15 protein-coding genes, 1 tRNA gene and 1 pseudogene are annotated in these 21,009 nt (G+C 41.1%); 9 read left to right on the forward strand and 8 right to left on the reverse strand.

From position 1 onward, the window contains the following. Positions 1 to 73 precede the first annotated feature (73 nt). The 3 genes from ACP14V_RS00265 to ACP14V_RS00275 are packed head-to-tail and all read right to left on the reverse strand — an operon-like array spanning position 74 to position 4,454. Entirely contained in the window at positions 74 to 1,924 is a 1,851-nt protein-coding gene (locus ACP14V_RS00265) for a M1 family metallopeptidase (protein WP_272609103.1), read from the reverse strand. Between the two features lies 1 nt (position 1,925). Beyond that, on the reverse strand, positions 1,926 to 3,578 hold the full coding sequence (locus ACP14V_RS00270; protein ID WP_272609104.1) for a S8 family peptidase: 1,653 nt from the start codon (positions 3,576 to 3,578) through the stop codon (positions 1,926 to 1,928). A 12-nt stretch (positions 3,579 to 3,590) separates the two neighbouring features. Continuing rightward, a complete protein-coding gene (locus ACP14V_RS00275) occupies positions 3,591 to 4,454 on the reverse strand; it encodes an MBL fold metallo-hydrolase (protein ID WP_272609105.1) in 864 nt (287 codons plus the stop codon). A 199-nt stretch (positions 4,455 to 4,653) separates the two neighbouring features. On the opposite strand from ACP14V_RS00275, the gene ACP14V_RS00280 reads away from it, so the two are divergent. The 4 genes from ACP14V_RS00280 (at position 4,654) to ACP14V_RS00295 (ending at position 7,903) form a co-directional block, all read left to right on the forward strand. After that, positions 4,654 to 6,492 (forward strand): cation:proton antiporter, encoded by a 1,839-nt coding sequence (locus ACP14V_RS00280; protein ID WP_272609106.1) that lies wholly within the window; start codon positions 4,654 to 4,656, stop codon positions 6,490 to 6,492. Positions 6,493 to 6,637: 145 nt separating this feature from the next. Next, positions 6,638 to 6,892, forward strand: coding sequence for a hypothetical protein (locus tag ACP14V_RS00285; protein ID WP_136565069.1), 255 nt, complete (start codon positions 6,638 to 6,640; stop codon positions 6,890 to 6,892). 200 nt (positions 6,893 to 7,092) lie between these two features. Beyond that, entirely contained in the window at positions 7,093 to 7,395 is a 303-nt protein-coding gene (locus ACP14V_RS00290; RefSeq protein ID WP_272609107.1) for a hypothetical protein, read from the forward strand. A gap of 64 nt (positions 7,396 to 7,459) precedes the next feature. Next, the gene (locus ACP14V_RS00295) at positions 7,460 to 7,903 is read left to right on the forward strand and encodes a hypothetical protein (RefSeq protein WP_272609108.1); all 444 of its coding nucleotides are present in this window, start codon (positions 7,460 to 7,462) and stop codon (positions 7,901 to 7,903) included. Positions 7,904 to 8,123: 220 nt separating this feature from the next. Here ACP14V_RS00295 and lepA read toward each other — a convergent pair whose 3' ends face one another. Continuing rightward, the gene (gene lepA / locus ACP14V_RS00300) at positions 8,124 to 9,920 is read right to left on the reverse strand and encodes a translation elongation factor 4 (RefSeq protein ID WP_272609109.1); all 1,797 of its coding nucleotides are present in this window, start codon (positions 9,918 to 9,920) and stop codon (positions 8,124 to 8,126) included. Positions 9,921 to 10,072: 152 nt separating this feature from the next. Here lepA and ACP14V_RS00305 point away from each other — a divergent pair. Both ACP14V_RS00305 and dusB read left to right on the forward strand, forming a co-directional pair. After that, positions 10,073 to 12,492, forward strand: a pseudogene (locus ACP14V_RS00305) (outer membrane beta-barrel protein). 51 nt (positions 12,493 to 12,543) lie between these two features. Continuing rightward, entirely contained in the window at positions 12,544 to 13,536 is a 993-nt protein-coding gene (gene dusB / locus ACP14V_RS00310; RefSeq protein WP_272609111.1) for a tRNA dihydrouridine synthase DusB, read from the forward strand. Here dusB and ACP14V_RS00315 read toward each other — a convergent pair. Together ACP14V_RS00315 and rbfA are read right to left on the reverse strand one after the other, a co-directional pair. Further along, a complete protein-coding gene (locus ACP14V_RS00315; protein WP_272609112.1) occupies positions 13,533 to 14,741 on the reverse strand; it encodes an ABC transporter permease in 1,209 nt (402 codons plus the stop codon). The genes dusB and ACP14V_RS00315 overlap by 4 nt on opposite strands. Before the next feature lie 2 nt (positions 14,742 to 14,743). Continuing rightward, complete coding sequence (gene rbfA, locus ACP14V_RS00320) at positions 14,744 to 15,139, reverse strand: 30S ribosome-binding factor RbfA (protein ID WP_136565075.1); 396 nt, start codon at positions 15,137 to 15,139, stop codon at positions 14,744 to 14,746. Positions 15,140 to 15,242: 103 nt separating this feature from the next. Between rbfA and mce the strand changes: the two genes are divergently transcribed. From mce to ACP14V_RS00335, 3 genes are all read left to right on the forward strand, one after another. After that, positions 15,243 to 15,650 carry a methylmalonyl-CoA epimerase gene (gene mce / locus ACP14V_RS00325; RefSeq protein WP_272609113.1) on the forward strand — a complete coding sequence of 136 codons (408 nt, stop codon included), beginning with the start codon at positions 15,243 to 15,245 and terminating at the stop codon, positions 15,648 to 15,650. Between the two features lie 59 nt (positions 15,651 to 15,709). After that, positions 15,710 to 15,783 (forward strand) — tRNA-Ile (locus tag ACP14V_RS00330). 224 nt (positions 15,784 to 16,007) lie between these two features. After that, the gene (locus ACP14V_RS00335; protein WP_272609114.1) at positions 16,008 to 17,240 is read left to right on the forward strand and encodes a site-specific integrase; all 1,233 of its coding nucleotides are present in this window, start codon (positions 16,008 to 16,010) and stop codon (positions 17,238 to 17,240) included. Positions 17,241 to 17,281: 41 nt separating this feature from the next. Here the strand turns inward: ACP14V_RS00335 and ACP14V_RS00340 are convergent, their stop codons facing one another. Together ACP14V_RS00340 and ACP14V_RS00345 are read right to left on the reverse strand one after the other, a co-directional pair. After that, positions 17,282 to 18,130, reverse strand: coding sequence for a hypothetical protein (locus ACP14V_RS00340; RefSeq protein ID WP_272609115.1), 849 nt, complete (start codon positions 18,128 to 18,130; stop codon positions 17,282 to 17,284). 1 nt (position 18,131) lies between these two features. Further along, the gene (locus ACP14V_RS00345; protein ID WP_272609116.1) at positions 18,132 to 20,894 is read right to left on the reverse strand and encodes an RNA-directed DNA polymerase; all 2,763 of its coding nucleotides are present in this window, start codon (positions 20,892 to 20,894) and stop codon (positions 18,132 to 18,134) included. Positions 20,895 to 21,009: the final 115 nt, after the last annotated feature.

Consider the following 21,009-nt stretch of genomic DNA (forward strand, 5'->3'; position numbering starts at 1 on the left):
GATATGTACAATTTACTCAAATTTGATGTAATATGTTGTGGGCTCCCCCACAGATAATACAAGCCAAGAAAATCTAAGGATTGGATTGATATATATTGTTCTCTGAATTTATATCTGCCATAAGCTGCGATGGGTCTATCACCATTGCCTTGACACTTTCCAAAGGCATGTCCAATGTAAACTCATAGGTTGGATAAGCCCAGGGCCAATCTTCCAAAGTTTTCCTTTTTAGGGTTTGATAAGGATTTTCCTTTTCACCGTACATCATTCGCAAGGGAATGTAATAGGTGGTCTGTGAGCCATCTGCCCCAACGACCAAGATATCCAAAGGCATTGGCATTTCACCAATTCGCTCCAAAGTAACCTTGGTTTTATTCCCCGCTGCTTCAACGCTCTTAATGCCATAGTCGATGGTATTGGTGGTTTGGGTCCAATCAGTAAGGTACCAACCCAATTGCATACCAGAAACTTTTTCTGCAGTTCTGATCACATCATTGGGCACAGGGTGTTTAAACTTGAAATCATCAAAATACTTTCGGATGGTCTCCATCAATTTATCCTGTCCAATAATGTATCCCAATTGCGAAAGAAAAACAGCGCCTTTGCTATAGGCGGAAATGCCATAGGCAAAATTGGTGGTATATCGGTCTGCATGGGTAGATTGAGGCTTTTCCAAACCTGAATTTACCAAGGCATAATATCCTTTGTAAGAACCTTCAAAAGGGTTTTCCTTGTTCTGGTCCATGATTTCACTCTTGCACAAGCTACTGATAAAGGTAGTGAAGCCTTCATCCATCCATTCGTGTTTGGATTCGTTGTTGGCCAACACATGTTGAAACCAAGAATGTGCCATTTCGTGGACCATGACACTGACCAAGCTTCCAAAATCCCTGCCCCCTGTAATCAAGGTGCTCATGGCATATTCCATACCGCCGTCACCCCCTTGTACCACAGAATATTGTTCATAGGGATATTGACCTATGTTCTTGCTGAAAAAACGCATGGCGTCTTCGGTTTTAGGTTGTAGTTTTTTCCAGTTTTCAATGATTTCAGGGTCGTTTTTGTAAAAGAAATGAAGCACTGGCCCGTCTTCCATTTTTAGGGTATCATGAAGATATTCCGGATCCGCGGCCCACATAAAATCATGTACATTTGGTGCCACAAAATGCCAAGTAAGTGTTTTGCCCTTGGTTTTTATCTTGGTTCCGGGCGTCTCGTATCCATGCCCTACTTCATTGGGGTTCTGCAAATAGCCGGAGCCACCTACAGTATAGGTTTTGTCCAAGGTCAGTTTTACGTCAAAATTTCCCCACACCCCATGAAATTCGCGAGCAATGTATGGAGTGGGGTGCCAGCCTTCAAAATCGTATTCTGAAATTTTTGGGTACCACTGGCTCATGGAAAGAGCAACACCTTCCCTGCTATTTCTTCCAGCTCTCCTAATCTGAAGGGGAACCTGACCTTTAAAGGTCATTTCCAAGGTTGTTTTTCCGCCAGAAGCAATCGGAGTGGCCAAATCTACCACCAAAATAGTGCCTTCCTCAACAAAGGAAACCGCTTGCCCATCTTGGGTAAGGCTTTCCACATGCAGATAGCCTATTTCACTTTCAGAGAGGGAAGCGATTCTACTTTTCCCGTTTTCCATCATTCGGTTATCGGGATCTTTTATGCTCTGCAGTCTCATGTCCATCTCGCTTCCGGGCTGAAAGGCGTTGTAGTATAGATGGTAAAACACGCGTCTTAACTCATCTGGGGAATTATTGGTGTAGACCAATTTTTGTGTTCCTGTATATTGATATGTCTTGACATCCATGGCTACATCCATGGTATAATCCACATGTTGCTGCCAATAGTCTCTGTTCTGGGCGGCTAAACTTAAAACAGAGGTTAAAGTAACCAGAAGTAAAAGGGATAGTTGTTTCATTTTATTTTGAATTGCTTTGCAAGGTCATTTTACCTGTTGAAATATTATCTGCCAAAATAAGGGCATTATAGGCATTGACCATTTTTCCTGATTTTGAAATAGTATTGAATGCATCTGATTTGGTTGTATCGCCAGATAACACGACGGATGCTTTTGAGCGCAGACCAGATTGCATAATGATTTGTTTTACCTGGGTAGCTGAAAGATCAGGGTAATACGACCGAATCAACGCAGCAACACCGGAAACAGCTGGAGCAGCCATAGACGTGCCTCCTTGAAATTCATAATCGTTGTTTGGCATGGTAGAGTAGATGGCATCTCCTGGAGCAAAAACATCCACGTTTTGTGCGCCATAGTTGGAGAAGGAAGCCACCATTTCTGAACCATAGCTACTGGTAAGTGCCCCTACGGTTATTACATTGTCAATAAATTCAGTAGTGCCAAATTTATGATCATTGGGGTAATTTGGGTTTTCGGGATTGTCCAGATTGTGGCCGTCGTTACCAGCAGCGTGAACAATTAAGACGTCTCTTGAGGCAGCGTATTGAATGGCATCGTATACCCATTCTGCCTTTGGAGAAAACGATTTCCCGAAACTACAATTAATGATTTTTGCACCATTATCAACGGCGTACCGGATGGCAAGAGCAATGTCTTTGTCATATTCATCCCCATTGGGAACGGCACGAATGCTCATAATCTCAACATTTTGGGCCACACCATTGATTCCCTTGCCATTGTTGCGCTCGGCAGCAATGATTCCGGCCACGTGTGTTCCATGACTTTCTGAATCTACTTGATTTTTTGGGTTTCCATTCCCATAGCGAGCATCGTCCATATCGTATGGATCATCACCAACCGGGGTTCTACCATTAAAATCTTTGTTGAGGTTATAGTTCACTTGATCGGTAAAATAGGTGATGCCCTCTTCTAGTTCTTCCAAGACATCGGGAATACTTTCACCATAGGTGAACATTTGGGTTAAAATGGCTACGTTTTGCTGCATTTGCTCACTTTTTGGCTCAATGGCCAACAGCTCTTTTTTGGTATACGTTTCTTTACCTAGTGCCTCTTTAACCGAATTGTCGGCATTTTTAACCACTTGGAAAATCTGTTCATATTGCTGTTTGTTCTGTAAGGCCTCGGGATATTCGCTATCTAAAAGAATACGGGCTTTTGCTCTTTCGGAAGCATCACCAACATTCACACGTAGCATCCGAACATATTCCAATTGCTCGTTGTAGGAGTCCCCAAGGAAATTGTATCCATGAATATCGTCCACATATCCATTGTCATCGTCATCTTTACCATTATTGGGGCGCTCACCTTTGTTGGTCCATAGTACTCCGTTCAGGTCCTCGTGCTCCAAGTCGATTCCGGAGTCCACTACCGCAACAATAACGGTTTTGCCTTTTTTGTTTTTGATGACTTCATTGTAGGCTTTATCAACACTCATTCCAGGAATGGTATCTGTAATCAGGTCGGCATGGCCCCAATGCTTTTTCTCGGTATCCGTGAGTTCAGAGATTTTTAACGGAACGGTATCTATGTTCTCCACAGGTGTGGAAACCAAAGAGGTTGTTGCGCCACAACCCATCAAAAACAATGATGCGGACAGGGAAGCAAAGGAAAGATTAAGATATGTGCGGTTCATATGAATAAAGTGTTATTGTATTTTGAATATTTCGTTGAAAGAAAATATTTCGTCCAATCGAATACCTTTTTCGGTTTGTTTTAAGGAGCACAGCTGGTTGTGGGCATCGTGCTCAAAGAATAAAAGCCAATTGTTTTCCGCCGCAGCAGTTAAAAATTCGGCTTTTTCCTGAAGGGTTAATAATGGGCGGGTATCGTATCCCATTACGTATGGTAATGGAATATGGCCAACGGTTGGGACCAAATCGGCCACAAAGACAATGGTCTTTCCCTTATAATTGATTTGGGGGAGCATTTGTTTTTCGGTATGACCGTCCACAAAGTGGATGCCAAACCCCAATTCCGATTTTTCCTGAAAGGAATGGGCTTCTCCAAGGTACTTAAGCTGACCGCTTTCTTGCATGGGAATCAGGTTTTCCTTTAAAAAGGAAGCTTTTTCCCTTGCGTTGGGTTCGGTGGCCCATTGCCAATGGGCTTTGTTAGTCCAGAAATGGGCATTTTTAAATGCCGGTTCGTAGCCTGTGCGGTCTTTGTTCCACTGAACACTGCCTCCACAATGGTCAAAATGAAGGTGGGTCATAAAAACATCGGTGATATCATCCCTATGAAACCCTAAATCTTCCAAGGAACCGTCCAAGGAATGGTCACCCCATAAATAATAATAGCTAAAAAACTTTTCGGATTGTTTGTTGCCAAGGCCTGTATCAATGAGGATAAGTCTATCACCATCTTCAATTAAAAGGCACCGGGCACCAAGGTCGATCATGTTATTGGCATCGGCAGGATTGGTCCTGTTCCAGATAGATTTTGGGACCACACCAAACATGGCGCCGCCGTCCAATTTAAAATTGCCAGTCTCTATGGGATATATCGTCATTCAGAAAACAAATGGCATGCAAAATAAGAAAAGCCCAATGCATATACTTAAAAAATAAGCTTTTATTGGCCCTATTTTAACAAATTTATTTGATTCTTGGAGTGTATGAATGGGGTGCAAAGGCCAAAATTTTTATCCTATTAATCATATGGGATGAATTCTAAAAGAAAAGCAGTAAATTTCAAAAAAACTAAAACCAATGCTTGAACTTGCGGGAATCATCATCCTTGGCATTATAGCACAGTGGGTGGCGTGGCGTTTTAAATTACCGGCAATTTTACCTTTGATACTTATAGGATTACTGGTAGGCCCAGTGTCCACATTATATACTGAAGATGGGTCAAAACTGATTGAACCCATATGGAATGGTGAAAAGGGACTTTTTCCGGGCGAAGGGCTCTACTATTTTGTCTCTTTGGCCATCAGCGTGATTCTTTTTGAAGGAGGACTTACCTTAAAACGCGCAGAAATATCCAATGTTGGCCCAGTAATTACCAAACTGATTACCATTGGCACTGTAGTCACCTTTTTTGGAGCGGGAGTGGCCACCCATTATATTTTTGGACTTTCTTGGCAGATTTCATTTCTGTTTTCCGCATTGATTATTGTTACCGGGCCTACGGTGATCACCCCCATTCTTAGGAACATACCGTTGAAGAAAGATGTATCTGCCGTATTGAAATGGGAAGGCATTCTAATTGATCCCATAGGAGCTTTGGTGGCAGTATTGGTTTTTGAGTTTATAAGCGTTGGTGAAGGGTCTACGTTTACACAAACAGCATTGATCGAGTTTGGAAAAATACTATTGTTCGGAACCACCTTTGGTTTTACGTTTGCGCATGCATTGGCCTTTGCCATAAAAAGGGATTTTATACCACACTATTTGTTGAATGTGGTATCGCTTTCCGCTGTATTGCTCGTTTATGTGGAATCTGATGTTTTTGCCCACGAATCAGGCTTGTTGGCCGTGGTGGTTATGGGAATGGTCATGGGGAACATGAATCTACCCAACCTAAAGGAACTGCTCTACTTTAAGGAATCATTGAGTGTGCTGCTTATATCCATACTTTTTATCCTCTTATCTGCAAATATCAACATTGCCGATTTGGAGTTGATTTTAAATTGGAACACCGTTGCACTTTTTGCCGTGGTGGTTTTCATCATACGACCGCTGGGAGTTTTCTTGAGTGCGCAGGGGTCTAATTTAAAACTGAATGAAAAGCTTTTTATTGGCTGGGTAGGCCCAAGGGGTATTGTTGCCGCAGGTATTGCGTCATTATTTGGTTCAAAGTTGTTGGCCAAAGGAGAACCCGGAGCGGAATACATCACCCCATTGGTATTTATGATTGTTTTGGGAACGGTCTTGCTCAATGCTACCACGGCAAGACTTTTTGCCAAATTGGTGGGTGTGTTCCTAAAAAAATCGGAAGGTATTTTAATCATTGGCGCCTCTAGACTATCAAGGATCATTGGAAATTATTTGCGGAAAAACAATAGGCATGTAGTGTTGATAGACAATAACCAAACCAATGTGGACAAGGCCAAAAAACTAGGATTGGAAGCAATTACTGCCAATATTTTTTCTGATACCCTTACCGACAACATTGAGTTGAACGATATGGGATATCTTATGGCACTTACAGGAAACTCGGACATCAATAAGTTCGCCATAGACAAGTTCCAAAAACAGTTTGGTGAAAATGGTGCCTTCCGGTTGGTGAACACAGAAGAAGTGAATAACCCAGATGTGAACCCCAAGGAAGGGTTGTTTTCCCACACCGATGACTTCATCAAACTAATGGATACGGTAAGGAAATACCCAGCCATACATGAAATTGATCTAAAGGATAAAGCACATTACGATAGTCTGATAGACATTACCCAACAGGAGAATGACATCATTCCCGTGTTTACCAAATCGCCCAATGGGAGCATCGAAATCATACCAGCCAACAGCAAAGATTTTGAGCCCAAGGGAGACGGGTACAAACTGGTCTATTTGGGGAAACGTTTTTCCTCGGAAGAAGAGCCGGCCTAAAGCGCCTTTGTTTAGTTAAAAGCAAGGATAACCCCCTGATTTTTACCCATCCGTCAATTCAAAAGGGCCATTCGTCAATCGCAACCCTTAATTAGGCGTTTGTCCAAGTATTTTTATCTCATTGAATAACATAAAATCATATTCTATGAGAAAAATTATTTTATTCCTTACTGCATCATGCTTTTATATTATTGGCTGCTCTAAAGATGACGATGGCCCCGAATGCGACTCATGTACCGTAGCAGGAGAAAAAGTAGAAATGTGTGATAATGAAGACGGGACATATACACTTTCCTATGCTGGAGAAACAGAAAAAGTAACACAAGAAGCGTTGGATCTATTGGAAGTTACCGCCGAAGATTACTTGGACTTAATTTGTGCTTTGGGAGCAGGAAGCTAAACTTCAATGTGACGTTCGACCCTAAAATGAATATGGTTTCTACCATAATGGGTTTTAATGAGTAATGGATAATCATTCTAATCGTTTTTAGAATTTTTTGCCCATCCGTCAATCCAAAAGGGCCATCCGTCAATTCGCGGACATGTTTATGTCCATGATGAATATCTTTCCTTTTGATTATTAAACGTAAAATCAAAAAAATGAAAGTGGTAGTATTTTCTGGGATAATCTTATGGGTTTTTGCGTCCTGCTCTTTTGATGCGGAACGATTTATTGAAGAAAATTCAATTTTGGAAGAAGCCCCGGAAGTAAGTAAAAACCTGGAATGTTTTTCTTGTATGGCCAAAGATGGTATTGAATTGGAAATATGTGACCATTTGGACGGCACGTACACCCTATACCATGGCGATATTGTAAAACCCCTTACCAAGGACGATTTGGAAGGACATTCAGCCAAAGACTTTGTGGGTATCGGATGCCAATTGGAAAACTTGGAATTGTAAAGAACCTCCAGGTTATCAATCTAAGATATTGCCTGAGCTTGCTTTGACTTTAATAGACAAGGAAATGAAAATAAACGAAGCTTTAAAGGAGAAGAACAATCTTGTAAAGAAGCTCTTGGAGCTACAGAACAGGATTACTACTTATAATTGTGTAATTGAGGGGAATCCCAGGGCCTACGACCCCAAAGAGGTGATGGAAGAACTCAAAAGTACTATTGAAAAGTTGGTGAACCTTAAAACAAGCATCACCCGAGCAAACCAGTCGGTGCAGGATAAAATTTACCGGTTGTCCGAACTAAAAAGCCAAATACGCTTCCTAAAAAACATTCCGGTTACAGAAGGTAAGGCCCAGTCCGGAAAAAGCTATTATTCCCAACCCGAAACCTATGTCTGGGAATCAGCAATCAAAGCAAAAGAGCGGGATCAGCACATTTTAGAGTTGGAAGAGAAAATAGAAATTCTCCAAAAAGAATTAGACGCTCATAATTATAATACCAGTATACAATAAAGTGTAGCATGGAAATGATACTGATATTCTATTCAAATCGAGTCAAATCAATATGAAATGATTGGGATATAAGGCAGATACGATTATGTTTCAAAATTTAATTATCAAGAATGCCGTCGTCATTGTTCAAAAGACATCAATCAAACTTCAGGATGCGAGTGATTGCTCGAACAAAAATATAATGTTAACTTAAAGTACGTGCTACACCCTTTTTGGGCCCTTAATCATTCAACTTTAAAACGGCCATAAACGCCTGCTGTGGAATTTCCACATTCCCTACTTGTCGCATACGTTTTTTCCCTTTTTTCTGCTTTTCCAGAAGTTTTCGCTTTCGGGAAATATCCCCACCATAACACTTGGCGGTAACATCTTTTCGCAACGCCTTGATGGTTTCCCGGGAAATGATTTTGGAGCCAATCGCTGCTTGTATCGGAATATCAAACTGCTGCCTTGGGATAAGCTCCTTTAGCTTTTCGCACATTTTCTTGCCAATGGTGTGGGCATTGTCAAAATGCACCAAAGCCGACAGGGCATCAACAGGCTGTGCATTTAATAAAATATCTACCCGTACCAGCTTGGATACGCGCATTCCAATGGGTGAATAATCAAAAGAGGCATACCCTTTTGAAACGGTTTTTAAACGGTCGTAAAAGTCAAAAACAATTTCGGCGAGCGGCATATCAAAAATAAGCTCTACCCGTTCCGTGGTCAAATAGGTCTGGTTAACAATCTGTCCACGCTTTTCAATACAGAGCGACATGACGTTCCCCACAAAATCGGATTTGGTAATGATCGTAGCCTTGATATACGGCTCTTCCACACGGTCCACGGTGGAAGGGTCGGGCAAGTCCGAAGGGTTGTTCACAATGACCGGGGTTTCCCTGTCCTTGGTGGTAAAGGCATGGTAGCTTACGTTGGGTACCGTGGTGATCACGGTCATATCAAACTCGCGCTCCAAACGTTCCTGGATGATTTCCATATGCAACATGCCCAAGAACCCGCATCGGAAGCCAAAGCCCAAAGCGGCACTACTTTCCGGGGTAAAGACCAAGGAAGCATCATTAAGCTGCAATTTCTCCATTGAGGAGCGCAGTTCTTCAAAATCTTCAGTATCTACAGGGTATATTCCGGCAAAAACCATAGGCTTTACATCCTCAAAACCTTCAATGGCATTTTTGGTGGGATTTGCAGAATCTGTAATTGTATCTCCCACTTTTACTTCGCGGGCATCCTTGATACCGGTGATCAAATAGCCTACATCACCCGCAGATATTTTTGGTTTTGGTAACTGCTTTAGCTTCAATGTGCCAATCTCATCGGCTTCATAAGATTTTCCAGTGGCCACGAACTTAATTTTCTGACCCTTTCTAATTTCTCCATTGATGACCCTAAAATAGGTCTCAACCCCTCGGAAGGGATTATAGACAGAATCAAAGACCAAGGCTTGCAATGGTTCATCTATATTGCCTTTTGGAGGAGGGATACGTTCAATGATAGCGGTTAAAATCTCCTCGATACCTATCCCTGTCTTGGCACTTGCCGGAATGACTTCCTCTGGCCTACAACCCAAAAGATCAACAATATCGTCGGTAACTTCCTCAGGGTTGGCGCTGGGCAAATCCACTTTGTTAAGAACAGGAATGATTTCCAAGTCATTTTCCAAGGCCAAATAAAGGTTGGAAATGGTCTGTGCCTGTATGCTCTGTGCTGCATCGACTACCAAAAGCGCCCCTTCACAGGCTGCAATGGAACGGGAGACCTCGTAAGAGAAATCCACGTGGCCAGGAGTGTCTATCAAATTAAGGACATACGTTTCCCCATTGTGCACATACTCCATTTGTATGGCATGACTTTTAATGGTAATACCACGCTCGCGCTCCAAGTCCATACTGTCCAATAATTGGTCCTGCTTCTCGCGTTCGGTAACAGACCCAGTAAAGTCCAATAAGCGGTCGGCCAAGGTACTCTTACCATGGTCTATATGTGCAATGATGCAAAAATTCCTAATCTTCTCCATATCCATCGGTTGTCAATCCAAAAGCAGATTGATAGCAACTGCAAATATAGCTGTTTTAGCTACCTGCAAATGCTTTTTTACAAATAAGAAAAAGAGCGCGGTATATCGCTCTGAAATTATTTCTTAGATTTGAGGTTCAACCCAATCTGTAAATGAAGCACATCACCTATATTTTGTTATTGGTGTTTTTGGTGTCCAACAATCTCGTTGGGCAGACCTATCAGATAACGGGAAAGGTAGTGGACGAACAGAACCAAATCATTCCCTTTGCCAACATTTTGCTATTACAGGCCACCGATACCACTTTTGTAAAGGGAACCTCGGCAGATGACCATGGTGTTTTTGTCCTTGTGGGAGTTGAACCGGACCTGTATTTGTTGCAAGCCAGTTATGTGGGTAGGGGGTCGGAACCTCGGGCTTTGGACATAGCCAAAGATGTTTCCCTTGGGGCACTCATCATACCCTTGGAGACCAATGCACTTGATGAAGTGGTTGTTACGGCACAACGGCCAAAACTCCAAAGACTTTCAGACAGACTGGTCTTTTCAGTTGAAAATACCGTCATTTCCCAAGGAACCTCATGGGATATCCTGAAAAGTACACCTGGAGTGATCGTTAATCAAGATGAGCTATTGATCCGTGGACAAAATGCAACGGTTTATTTGAATGACAGAAAGGTACAATTGTCTGGTCAAGAGGTACAGGATTTGCTACAGGGCCTTTCGGGGACCAATATCAAATCCGTGGAGGTCATTGCCAACCCACCAGCACGTTACGATGCGGAAGGAGGTCCTATTTTGAACATTGTCACCAACAAGAACATTGTTCCCGGTTATAAGGGAAGTATCAACGGAACGTATACCCAAGCCGTATTTCCAAAGTTTAGTTTGGGAACCAGCCATTACTATAAAACGGACAAACTCCATTTGTTTGCCAATTATAGCATCAACCCCCAAAAAGAAGTACGAAAAACGGACAAGGACATCCATTTCATGGACGGTACCAACACCGTTTTTTCACAATGGGACACCAAGTACAATCAGACCAAAAAGACACAGTCGCATAACGCCAGCATTATCTTGGATTATGATTTGGATGACCGCAATAGTTTAAACCTGACCTCCAACTTGGTGTTCAACCCAGACCAAGACCAACAGACCCGATTGGTCAATGATATGCGCAATGGAATGGGGCAACTAGATTCCACGTTTACCACGCACAACAATGCTATGCTGGACAACACCAACTTGGCCTTTGACCTGACCTATGTGCATAAGCTAAAGAAAGAAGGGGCCCGACTGAGTGCCAATGGCCACTACACCAATTATAATGGGACATATTTTCAAAATCTGGCTTCAGACTATTATGATGCCAGTGGCGGGTTTTTGCGAAGTTTTGGGTTTGATTCCGATTCGCGGCAGGACATAGAGATCTTTACCGGGCAGGTGGATTATTCCACCCCTATTGGCAATGCATCCTTGGAGACCGGGGCTAAAATCTCTTCATTGAGTCGGAAAGCCAAGTGGATTTTTTCAACTTTTTGGGCAGTAGCAATACGGTAGATGCCACCTTGTCCGACCGATATCTTTATGATGAAAATGTATATGCGGCCTATTTGAGCTTTGTGAAGAACTGGGAAAAATGGTCCATGAAACTAGGGTTGCGTGGAGAGCTCACCGAAGCGGAGGGAAGGTCAGTGACCTTGAACCAGACCAACACACAGGATTTCTTTGAGCCGTTTCCGTCCTTGTACGTGTTGTATAGTCCTTCGGTGAACCATAGCTTTTCCTTTGATTATGGTAGAAATGTAAACCGGCCCAAATACAACGACCTAAATCCTTTCCGGTTTTTCTTCAATGAAAATGACTATGAAGAGGGGAACCCAAGGCTCACCCCGAACTTCAGCAACAATTTTAATCTCAACTATACCCTCAACAGCGAATATTTCTTCGACATCTATTATAGGGACAACGGAAGTAATATTGCTGATTTGGTCTTTCAGGACAACGACAACCAGACATTGGTGGAATTAAAGCAAAATGTGTTGGAAAGTACCTCCTACGGATTGGACTTTACGCTGAGCAAGACCATTTTGCCATCGTGGTTCGTCTATGCCTACACCTCTTTTTTTCATGAAGAGGAGACTTTTTTGGCCGTGGAGAGCAACAATGTTGAATACACCAACGAAGTGGACGGCGTTTATGGCTATTTGGCCAACTACCTTACCCTTTCCAAGGATGGAACCTTCACGGGTGAGGTGACTTTCACCTATATCTCACAATTTTTGTTCGGGTCCTATATTTCCGATGAGCAGATGAACCTGACGTTGGGGCTTCGCAAGTCACTTTTCAACAACAGGGCCACCATTTCCATAGCGGCAGAGGATATTTTGGAGCAGTATGTGCCTACCTACCGATCTCAGTATCTAAATCAGGACAATTTCTACCGAAGAAGACCCGAAACCCAGTTCATCCGAGTGGGCTTTACCTATAATTTTGGGAACTTCAGGTTGGAGGACAACCAGCGTGGAATCGATAAAAAGGAGCGTGATAGGCTCCAAGCCACGGAATAATACCTTGATTTTCGGGTATTTTGTACTTTTGCAGTCCAAAAAAGATAGGATTTGCCAAAAATTGGAAACATAGAACTACCTGATTTTCCGTTGCTTCTTGCCCCTATGGAAGATGTGAGCGACCCTCCATTCCGAGCTTTATGCAAGGAACAAGGGGCTGATGTGGTGTACACCGAGTTCATTTCATCGGAAGGGTTGATCAGGGATGCCGCCAAAAGTGTCATCAAACTGGACATTTATGAAAAGGAACGTCCCGTGGGCATCCAGATATTTGGTGCAGAGCTGGATGCCATGTTGCAGGCAGTGGATATTGTTGAAAAATCCAACCCGGATATCATCGATATCAATTTTGGCTGTCCGGTAAAGAAAGTGGTCTGCAAAAATGCAGGTGCCGGTATTTTGCGGGACATTCCCCTTATGGTAAAACTTACCGAGGAAATCGTTAAGCGCACAAAACTGCCGGTTACTGTAAAGACACGTTTGGGCTGGGATGCCAATTCCATAAAAATAGTTGAGGTTGCGGAGCGACTTCAGGATGTGGGTACCCAGGCCATATCCATCCATGGGCGTACCCGGGTACAGATGTACAAAGGTGAGGCCGATTGGAAACCCATTGCCGAGGTCAAGAACAACCCCAGAATGCATATTCCCGTTTTTGGAAATGGCGATGTGGATACCCCCGAAGCTGCGGTTAAAATGCGGGATGAATATGGATTGGACGGTGCTATGATCGGTCGTGCTAGTATAGGCTATCCTTGGTTCTTTAAAGAAGTGAAGCACTATTTCAAGACGGGAACCCATCTACCACCCCCTACCATGGAAGAACGTGTGGAAGCCGCCCGTAGACATCTTCAAATGTCCATTGATTGGAAGGGAGAAAAACTGGGAGTTTTTGAAACCCGTAGGCACTACACTAATTACTTCAAGGGTATTCCACACTTCAAGGAATATCGGATGAAGATGGTCACCAGTGACGAATCTGCCGATGTGTTTGCCGCTTTTGATGAAGTTTTGGAGAAGTTTGGCGACTTTCAGTTCGCCTAGGCCTTAATCAGTTTCTTGGTAATCCGGCTACTTGCAATTTTTGATGAGATAAAGCCCAAAACCACAATCGTGGTCAATACCAAGAACACATTCATGATGTTGTATTCCACAGGGTAGGCCAAGGAAGGGGTAATTTTCAGCCAACTGAAGGCCAATTGCGAGGCAATCAGCAAGGAGCCTATGAGCACCCCAATAAATCCACCCAAGGAAGTTACCAACAACCCTTGAACGAAATAAATTCTTCTGAGGTCCTTGATGGTGGTTCCCAAACTGAACAATGTCTTGGAGTTTTGCTGCTTGTCCAAAATCATCATGATGATGGCCCCTACCACATTGAAAAGGGCAATGATCAATACCAAGGTAAAAATGAGGTAGGTTGCTAGGTTTTCGGTATTGAGCATACGGTGCAAGGTGCCGTTCTGCTCTTGTCGGGTTAGGATTAGCACGGTATCGCCCAAAACCGTTTTAATGGAGTTCTTCACTTCATCTACTGGAACACTGGCATCCAATTTAAAATTGATTCCCGAGATTTCCGTACTGTCCTTTTCCAATAATTTTTGAACTAGGGGAAGTTGCGCAAAAATGTACTTTTTGTCCAAATGTTCCTCAACGGCATATACCCCACTGAGCACCAAGGAAAGTTGATTGTAGGGTTTGGAGTTGAACCCCTGCTGTGAGAAAGAACCCTTGCCCGGTTTAGGGGCCAATACGGTCATGGGATTTCGGTAATTGTCTATGGGCACCCCAAGCTGATTGTAGATGCCAATGCCCATAACGGTGCTATATTCCATATCGCCCCAAGTGCCAAAATAGAGGGTGCTGTCCACGCCGGTAACAGCCCTGTAATTGGCATCGATACCCTTGATGAAAGGAAAGAAACTTTTCTCCTTATATGTGATATAGACCTTTTCCTCTAATTCTTTGGAATAATTGACAACCCCTGGGAGCTTTGCCAAATCATTTTCTTGATCAGGGGTAAGGGAAAAATGTTTTCCAATAGCGGCTGTGGCCTTAAGATCGGGATCAAATGTATTGGAAAAGGAAAGACTGAAGGTTTTGAGTCCCGCAAAGGCCGAAAGCACCACAAATAGGGCCGCAGAACCAATAACAATGACCAAAAATGTAATAAAATTGATGATGTTTACCGCATTTTGGCTGCTTTTAGATCGTAAGTAACGCTTTGCGATATAGAGAGGAAAGTTCAAAATCAGGATTTCTTTCGTTTGTCGAGCAAGTCCCTATTTTCAATGGGATTTTCTTCGCCTTTGAGCGATTTTTCAATGTTATCGATGTATTCCAACGAATCATCAAGATAAAAATTAAGTTCAGGGACCTTCCTCAATTGGTTTTTGGTCCGTTGGGCCAATTCATAGCGGATGGCCACTTGGCTGGCCTTGATACCCTCCAATAGTTTTTGGGCATCCTTGTTGGGAAAAATGCTCACATATGCCTTTGCGATGGACAGGTCAGTGGTCACGGACACCTTGGAAACAGAGATCAAGGTTCCCTTTAAGCCACCATCCGTGGCGGCTCTTTGTAGGATATCGGCCAAGTCCTTTTGGATGATTCCCGCTATTTTCTTTTGCCTTTGTGTTTCCTCCATGGTGCAAAAATAAGCGAATTAATGACCATCTGCACGAAAGGATAGGATAACAGTGTGTATTTTTGGGGGATAGGACTGTGTTTTTAATCAAAAAGAGGAACCTATGGACAAGATTGAGCACATTGGCATTGCCGTAAAAGACTTGGAAGCTTCCAATGTTTTGTTCGAGAAGCTTTTGGGCGTTTCGCATTACAAAATTGAGGAAGTGGTCTCGGAAGGGGTAAAAACGTCTTTTTTTAAATCGGGACCCAACAAAGTGGAGTTGTTGGAAGCTACAACAACTGACAGCCCCATTGCTAAGTTTTTGGAAAAGAGAGGAGAAGGTATTCACCATATTGCTTTTGCTGTTGACGATATTATTACGGAAATAAAACGATTAAAAAACGAAGGGTTCGTAATTATAAACGAAACCCCGAAGAAAGGTGCTGATAATAAACTGGTTGCATTTTTGCATCCAAAGGTGACCAATGGGGTGTTGGTAGAGCTCTGCCAAGAAATAAAACAAGGGTAGGGGCGTTAAAACCTTGCGGTAAAGCAAAATAAACACTAATATTGCATCCGCAAAATGCGGGTCCTATAGCTCAGTTGGTTAGAGCACCTGACTCATAATCAGGTGGTCCCTGGTTCGAGCCCAGGTGGGACCACCGGGAGATTTCAAAATTTCTCTAAAAGCCTGAAAATGAACTGTTTTCAGGCTTTTTCATTTTTATTGGTTTCATATAAAACCATATGAAATCAACCGTTCTGGTGAGTGATTCGGTGAGTACTTTTTTATTCGCAAAAATGCCGCCCAAACTATGTTAAAGAATTGACATTCAATTCTTTGTTCGGATTTGAGATTGATATTAATAATCCAAAAAGCACAGTTATGGAGGCAAAAAACACATTTTCCATCCTTTTTTACCCAAAAACAAGTGACTCCGATAAAAACGGAATGTCCCCTCTTTTTCTTCGAATCACGGTTGATTCCAAGAGGGCCGAACTCAGCCTAAAAAGAAAAGTGAACCCCGAGGACTGGTGCCCAAATTCGGGCAAGGTCAAAGGAAGGGGACGGATACCAGAAGAAATCAACGGCTATCTGGATGAACTGAGAACACGTATACGTCGTATACAGGGGGAATTTGTGGCACAGGCAAGGCCCTATACGGCATCGATACTAAAAGGGTGCCTGTTGAACAAGGGCAATGAACTCAAAACGGTAGTATCCATTTATGATGGCCACAATGCCAAGGTGAAAAGCTTGATGGGAAAGGATTATACCTATAGCACCTATAGGAGGCACGTACGGACACGAAACCATTTGGAGGGATTCATCCGAAAAGAGTATGGACAGAAGGATTTTTTTATCAAAGATGTGGATCTGGGATTTATTACCCGGTTTGAACATCATCTTCATATGATCGGTGCAGGAGGCCACAATACCATTACCAAATATGTGACCAATTTCAAGAAGATAGTGCGAATGGCGTTTGCCAACAATTGGGTTGTCTCTGACCCTTTCTTCCATTGGAAGGCCAAATGGCGGAAAACCGAACGTGAGGTACTGACCGAGGCCGAACTACAAACGTTGATGGAGAAGGAATTCAAATCGGAGCGTTTGGAACGAGCAAGGGATGTCTTTATTTTTTGCTGCTTTACAGGTCTGTCCTATGTCGATGTCAAAAAATTGACAGGAGACGATATTGCATTAGGAATAGATGGTAGGCGTTGGATAAAGATCTTGCGGACAAAAACCAAGGTTAAGAGCACTGTCCCGCTTTTGCCAATGGCGGAAAGAATATTGGAGAAGTATGAAAAACACATTCCAAAATCTGAAAACGCGCTCTTACTTCCCGTATTGAGCAACCAAAAGTCAAACCAGTACCTAAAGGAGATTTCAGTATTGTGCGGGATAAACAAACGAATAACCTTCCATCTTTCCCGGCACACTTTTGCCACTACTGTGACCTTGGCAAATGGGGTGCCCATCGAATCTGTGAGCAAGATGCTTGGGCACCAGTCCATAAAGACCACACAGATATACGCCAAGGTGCTTGACAAAAAACTTATGGAGGATATGGAACTTGTAAGGGCCAAATATGCTGTTGTTCGAGTTTTGTAAATGAATTAAATCTCAGAAAAGTAATGTGTGTAGATCAACAGCTACTTTTTCTTATATCCTGGAGGTTTTGATTTAAATAATTTACTTTTGGCTGTAGGCTGTTGTTCGCTATCCAAACTAGCTACTGGTAATTTTACCATTTGTGTCGAAAAGAGCCCTTTACCCTTATGTCTATATAAAGTACGCTCATATGCCTTTCTTTTAGGGCTAAAGGCTATTGAATCCCCGTATTCACCAGTGTTACATATTACCACGTTACAAAACACAAGCCTTGAAATAGCTTCGGTCAAAAAGTAGTAGGATTCAGTATCAGGGTTGTGCGCAATAATAAGCATGTGATGAATCCTCCCTTTATATACTACATACCGTTCAATATCAAAAAAATCAGAGCAAATAGCTACACCTATTTTTCCGAAATCACCGGCATCCAGAATATACATTGCCGGTTCAGATTCCAGAGAACCAGGATACATTTCTTCTTCATATCTGGAAAAATAGGTCTTGCCAAAATAAAAGAATGATGTGCTATAGGATTTTCCTTTAGAAGGCCAATTTTTAGGAACACAAACAATTGCTTTGTTTGCGGCCTTTCCCTTATTCCAAACAAAGTCTAACCCCGCTATGACCACCGCGCCTGAAGCAGCACATAACCTCCTAAGCTCGTATTCAAACCCTAATGGAACGCTTAACTCAGGTAAAATAATAATATTCGGATAGTCAGAATAACTTGAAAACTCAACGAAACCCTTTTTAATCTCTTCAATTACGTTTATTTCGCTAGTCCTAGACATTCTTTTTTCAAACTTTCCATTTGGGAGTTTACGCCAGGCCACGTCTCCTTCAACAACAGTTTGTATAAATCCTATTCTAAGGTATTCTGAGTAAGACATTCTATTCAATTTCTTCTATTAAGCTTTGATAATGATCATTTTTCATTTGTACTAAACTTATTGGAATCAATTGTCTTGGCTGGTTTTCCGAAACAGAAAGTTGTTGTTTTCTTAGGAAATCCTGACTCAATTTTACATAATCAATAAAATCCCCAATAGTTATAAATCTTGGAGGGTCCTTTTTAAAATCATCACCTGTCCTTAATCTTATGTTTATTTCATCTTGAATCAATCTTTTGGTTTCCAGATTTCTTTTGGAAAAACATCCCGAAATGATGTCTCTTGTGTAAGACGAAACAGGAATTTTACCTAATCTATTATTCATCACCTCTAACCACAAGAATTGATGACCTATTGGATTCCATTTACTGGGTAAATCCATATTCTTTGAGAGGAGACATATTAGAATACAGCCCAATGAGCCGATTGCTGATTCAATTTTTTGACTGAAAGAATAAGGAATGTTACCAAAGAGAGAAAACCTACTGTCGAAAACAAAATTTTCACGGGCAATAAATTCAACCTTTCCATAGGACTTTAATATATTTCTCGTATCCTCCCATGACAAATGTTCATTTTCAATTATTCTTTTTGTAATCTTAAAATTATGAGGATGAATAGATCTTAGAAAGATATCAGCTTCGTTTATATTCTCTATTATTGACTTATCGGGCTTAATTATCTCTGATTTTACACGGACTTCTTCCGCAATCTGTTTTATTATTTCTAAAGCCACCCATTCTCCTAACCTTGGGTCAAAAAAAATAGTATCAGCATTACTTTGCGAATTTTGTTGTCTATCATTGGTCCACTCTATCCATTCATCTAACCTGATGTGTTTTTCATATTTCTTAAACTTTCTTTTCGATAACTCCAAGAACTCACTTCCTATATTTATTTCTCTTTCAACTATCCCCTTATATAAGTCAAATATCCATCCTTCATTTTGAAAAACAGATATTATGTTCTTAAGCTTATCTATTTTGCTTATCACAGTTATGGGCAGGTATTTTGGAAATTGGCTTATAACAGATTGTCCTACTTCATCATGAATATCTATATCATTTATTGCTAAATACCATATGTCTGAAGGGGCATTGTTATCAAAGCTTGAAATTTTATTGGTAAACCACCAAACCCATTCTTCAAAAGTATGAGAGGTTTTATCAGTAAATAATTTTGGGTGTTTGCTCCAATTGATAAGCCCATGATAATCAATTTGTAAACCAGTTATTTCTTCTTCACTTAACAAGTTTTTTTCTTTAATCAAATAAATAATAGAGCCAAGAGTGAACTTAAAAGTATCTAGTGTAATTTTCTGATAGAATTTCAGGTTTTCGTCTGGACCAAAAGAAATTTTATTTAAAAACCTCTCTTTAACAACCCCAAGAAGAAAATTAATTGCTCTTTCTTTTGTCCTATAAAGCACTCTCTCATTGGAAATTACCTTATAAGCCATTACCAGTTGATTAGTAAGAACCTGAAAAACAAGAGAATAAATATATGAGTTTGAAAGTGTAGTTGATTCCTTATTTTTAGCTAATCGTTCAATCTCTTCTAAAAAATGATATTCTTTTGGGCTTCCCGATTTGTAGCAGAATTCTATTAACCTAGTCCATAATCGAACTTTTTGATGGTTTTCTCTAACCGATTTAGACAATAGCCGGATAGTTCTAGAGACAATTTTCTTTTCAGCATTAGATATTACTAACTCCTCTTGTTTTAATTTCTTTTCTAGCGAAGTAATCTTAGATTTTAACTCATCCAACTTCTTCTTGTCTATATTCTGGACAATGTTTACATTTTGAATAGAACGCTTGAGATTAAAAATCTCTTTATGAATATCATAAACTTTGCTTTCATCAATTGAAATCTTTGGGACTAATGAAGTAAGCATGCTTGCGGCAAATGAAATTCGGGTGTCTCTTCGCAGTTCATTATCAGGAAACTCAGTTATCAACAAGTGTTCAATATCAGAAATAAGCCCTTTTTGTTCTTCAGGATCCAAAAGTTGAAATTCTGTACCTGCTATTTTTGAAACCTTACTCAAAGTTTGAGTCATAAGAGGGCTTGGAAATTCTGGGTCAACTTCACATTCTATTTTAGCTTTTTTATATAGTTTCCCCTCCTTTGCTCCTTCTTTTTTATTGCTCAAGAATTCAGCTAAAAACAAAGGCTCCGTTTTGCTCCAATTAATAGGTTCTTTGGTAAAAATATTAGACTCTTTTAATATAATTTCATATTCCTTTATCCAACCCAACAGCTCATCAAATGAGTTGGCAATTATTACATGATCATCAACATATCTAAAATGGGCTATATTTTTATTAGATTTTAACTTTTCAGAAATTTTAGAGTCAATTTCCAATAGTGCTACATTGGCTAAAAATCCAGCTATGAATAATCCTGTTGGTATATTTTTATATGACTTTATATTTTGTTGAATTTGTATTTCTTTAAGTTCTTCCTCGGACCATCCTATTAAGTCTATTTGAAAGTCAAGTAATCTATCCATTAATTCAAAGAATTGAACATCTTCTATGGCAAGATATTTCTCCATTATATCCTTTACGGCAGAAAGTTTGACATTTGGATAAAATTTTTCCAAATCTAACCCCGCCCAATAAAGTTTTTCTTCTTTCCCTCTTTTTGACCAGTATTTGGGATTAATATAATCTACCTTTAATGGATGCTTTTGGGGCAACGAATTATTTATTGTCATTGCTTCTTGGTCAAGATCATCAAAGCTTTCAGAATGAATCATACCTGTCAAGAATTTTGAGGTAAGATAAATGTGCCGTCTATACAAAGGCCAACTTTGAGTCCATTTTCTAAAAGTATATCTAGAAGTGTTCCTATAGAATCCGAATTTTAGCTCA

The sequence above is a fragment of the Flagellimonas alvinocaridis genome (assembly GCF_965248585.1).
Lineage (GTDB): Bacteria > Bacteroidota > Bacteroidia > Flavobacteriales > Flavobacteriaceae > Flagellimonas > Flagellimonas alvinocaridis.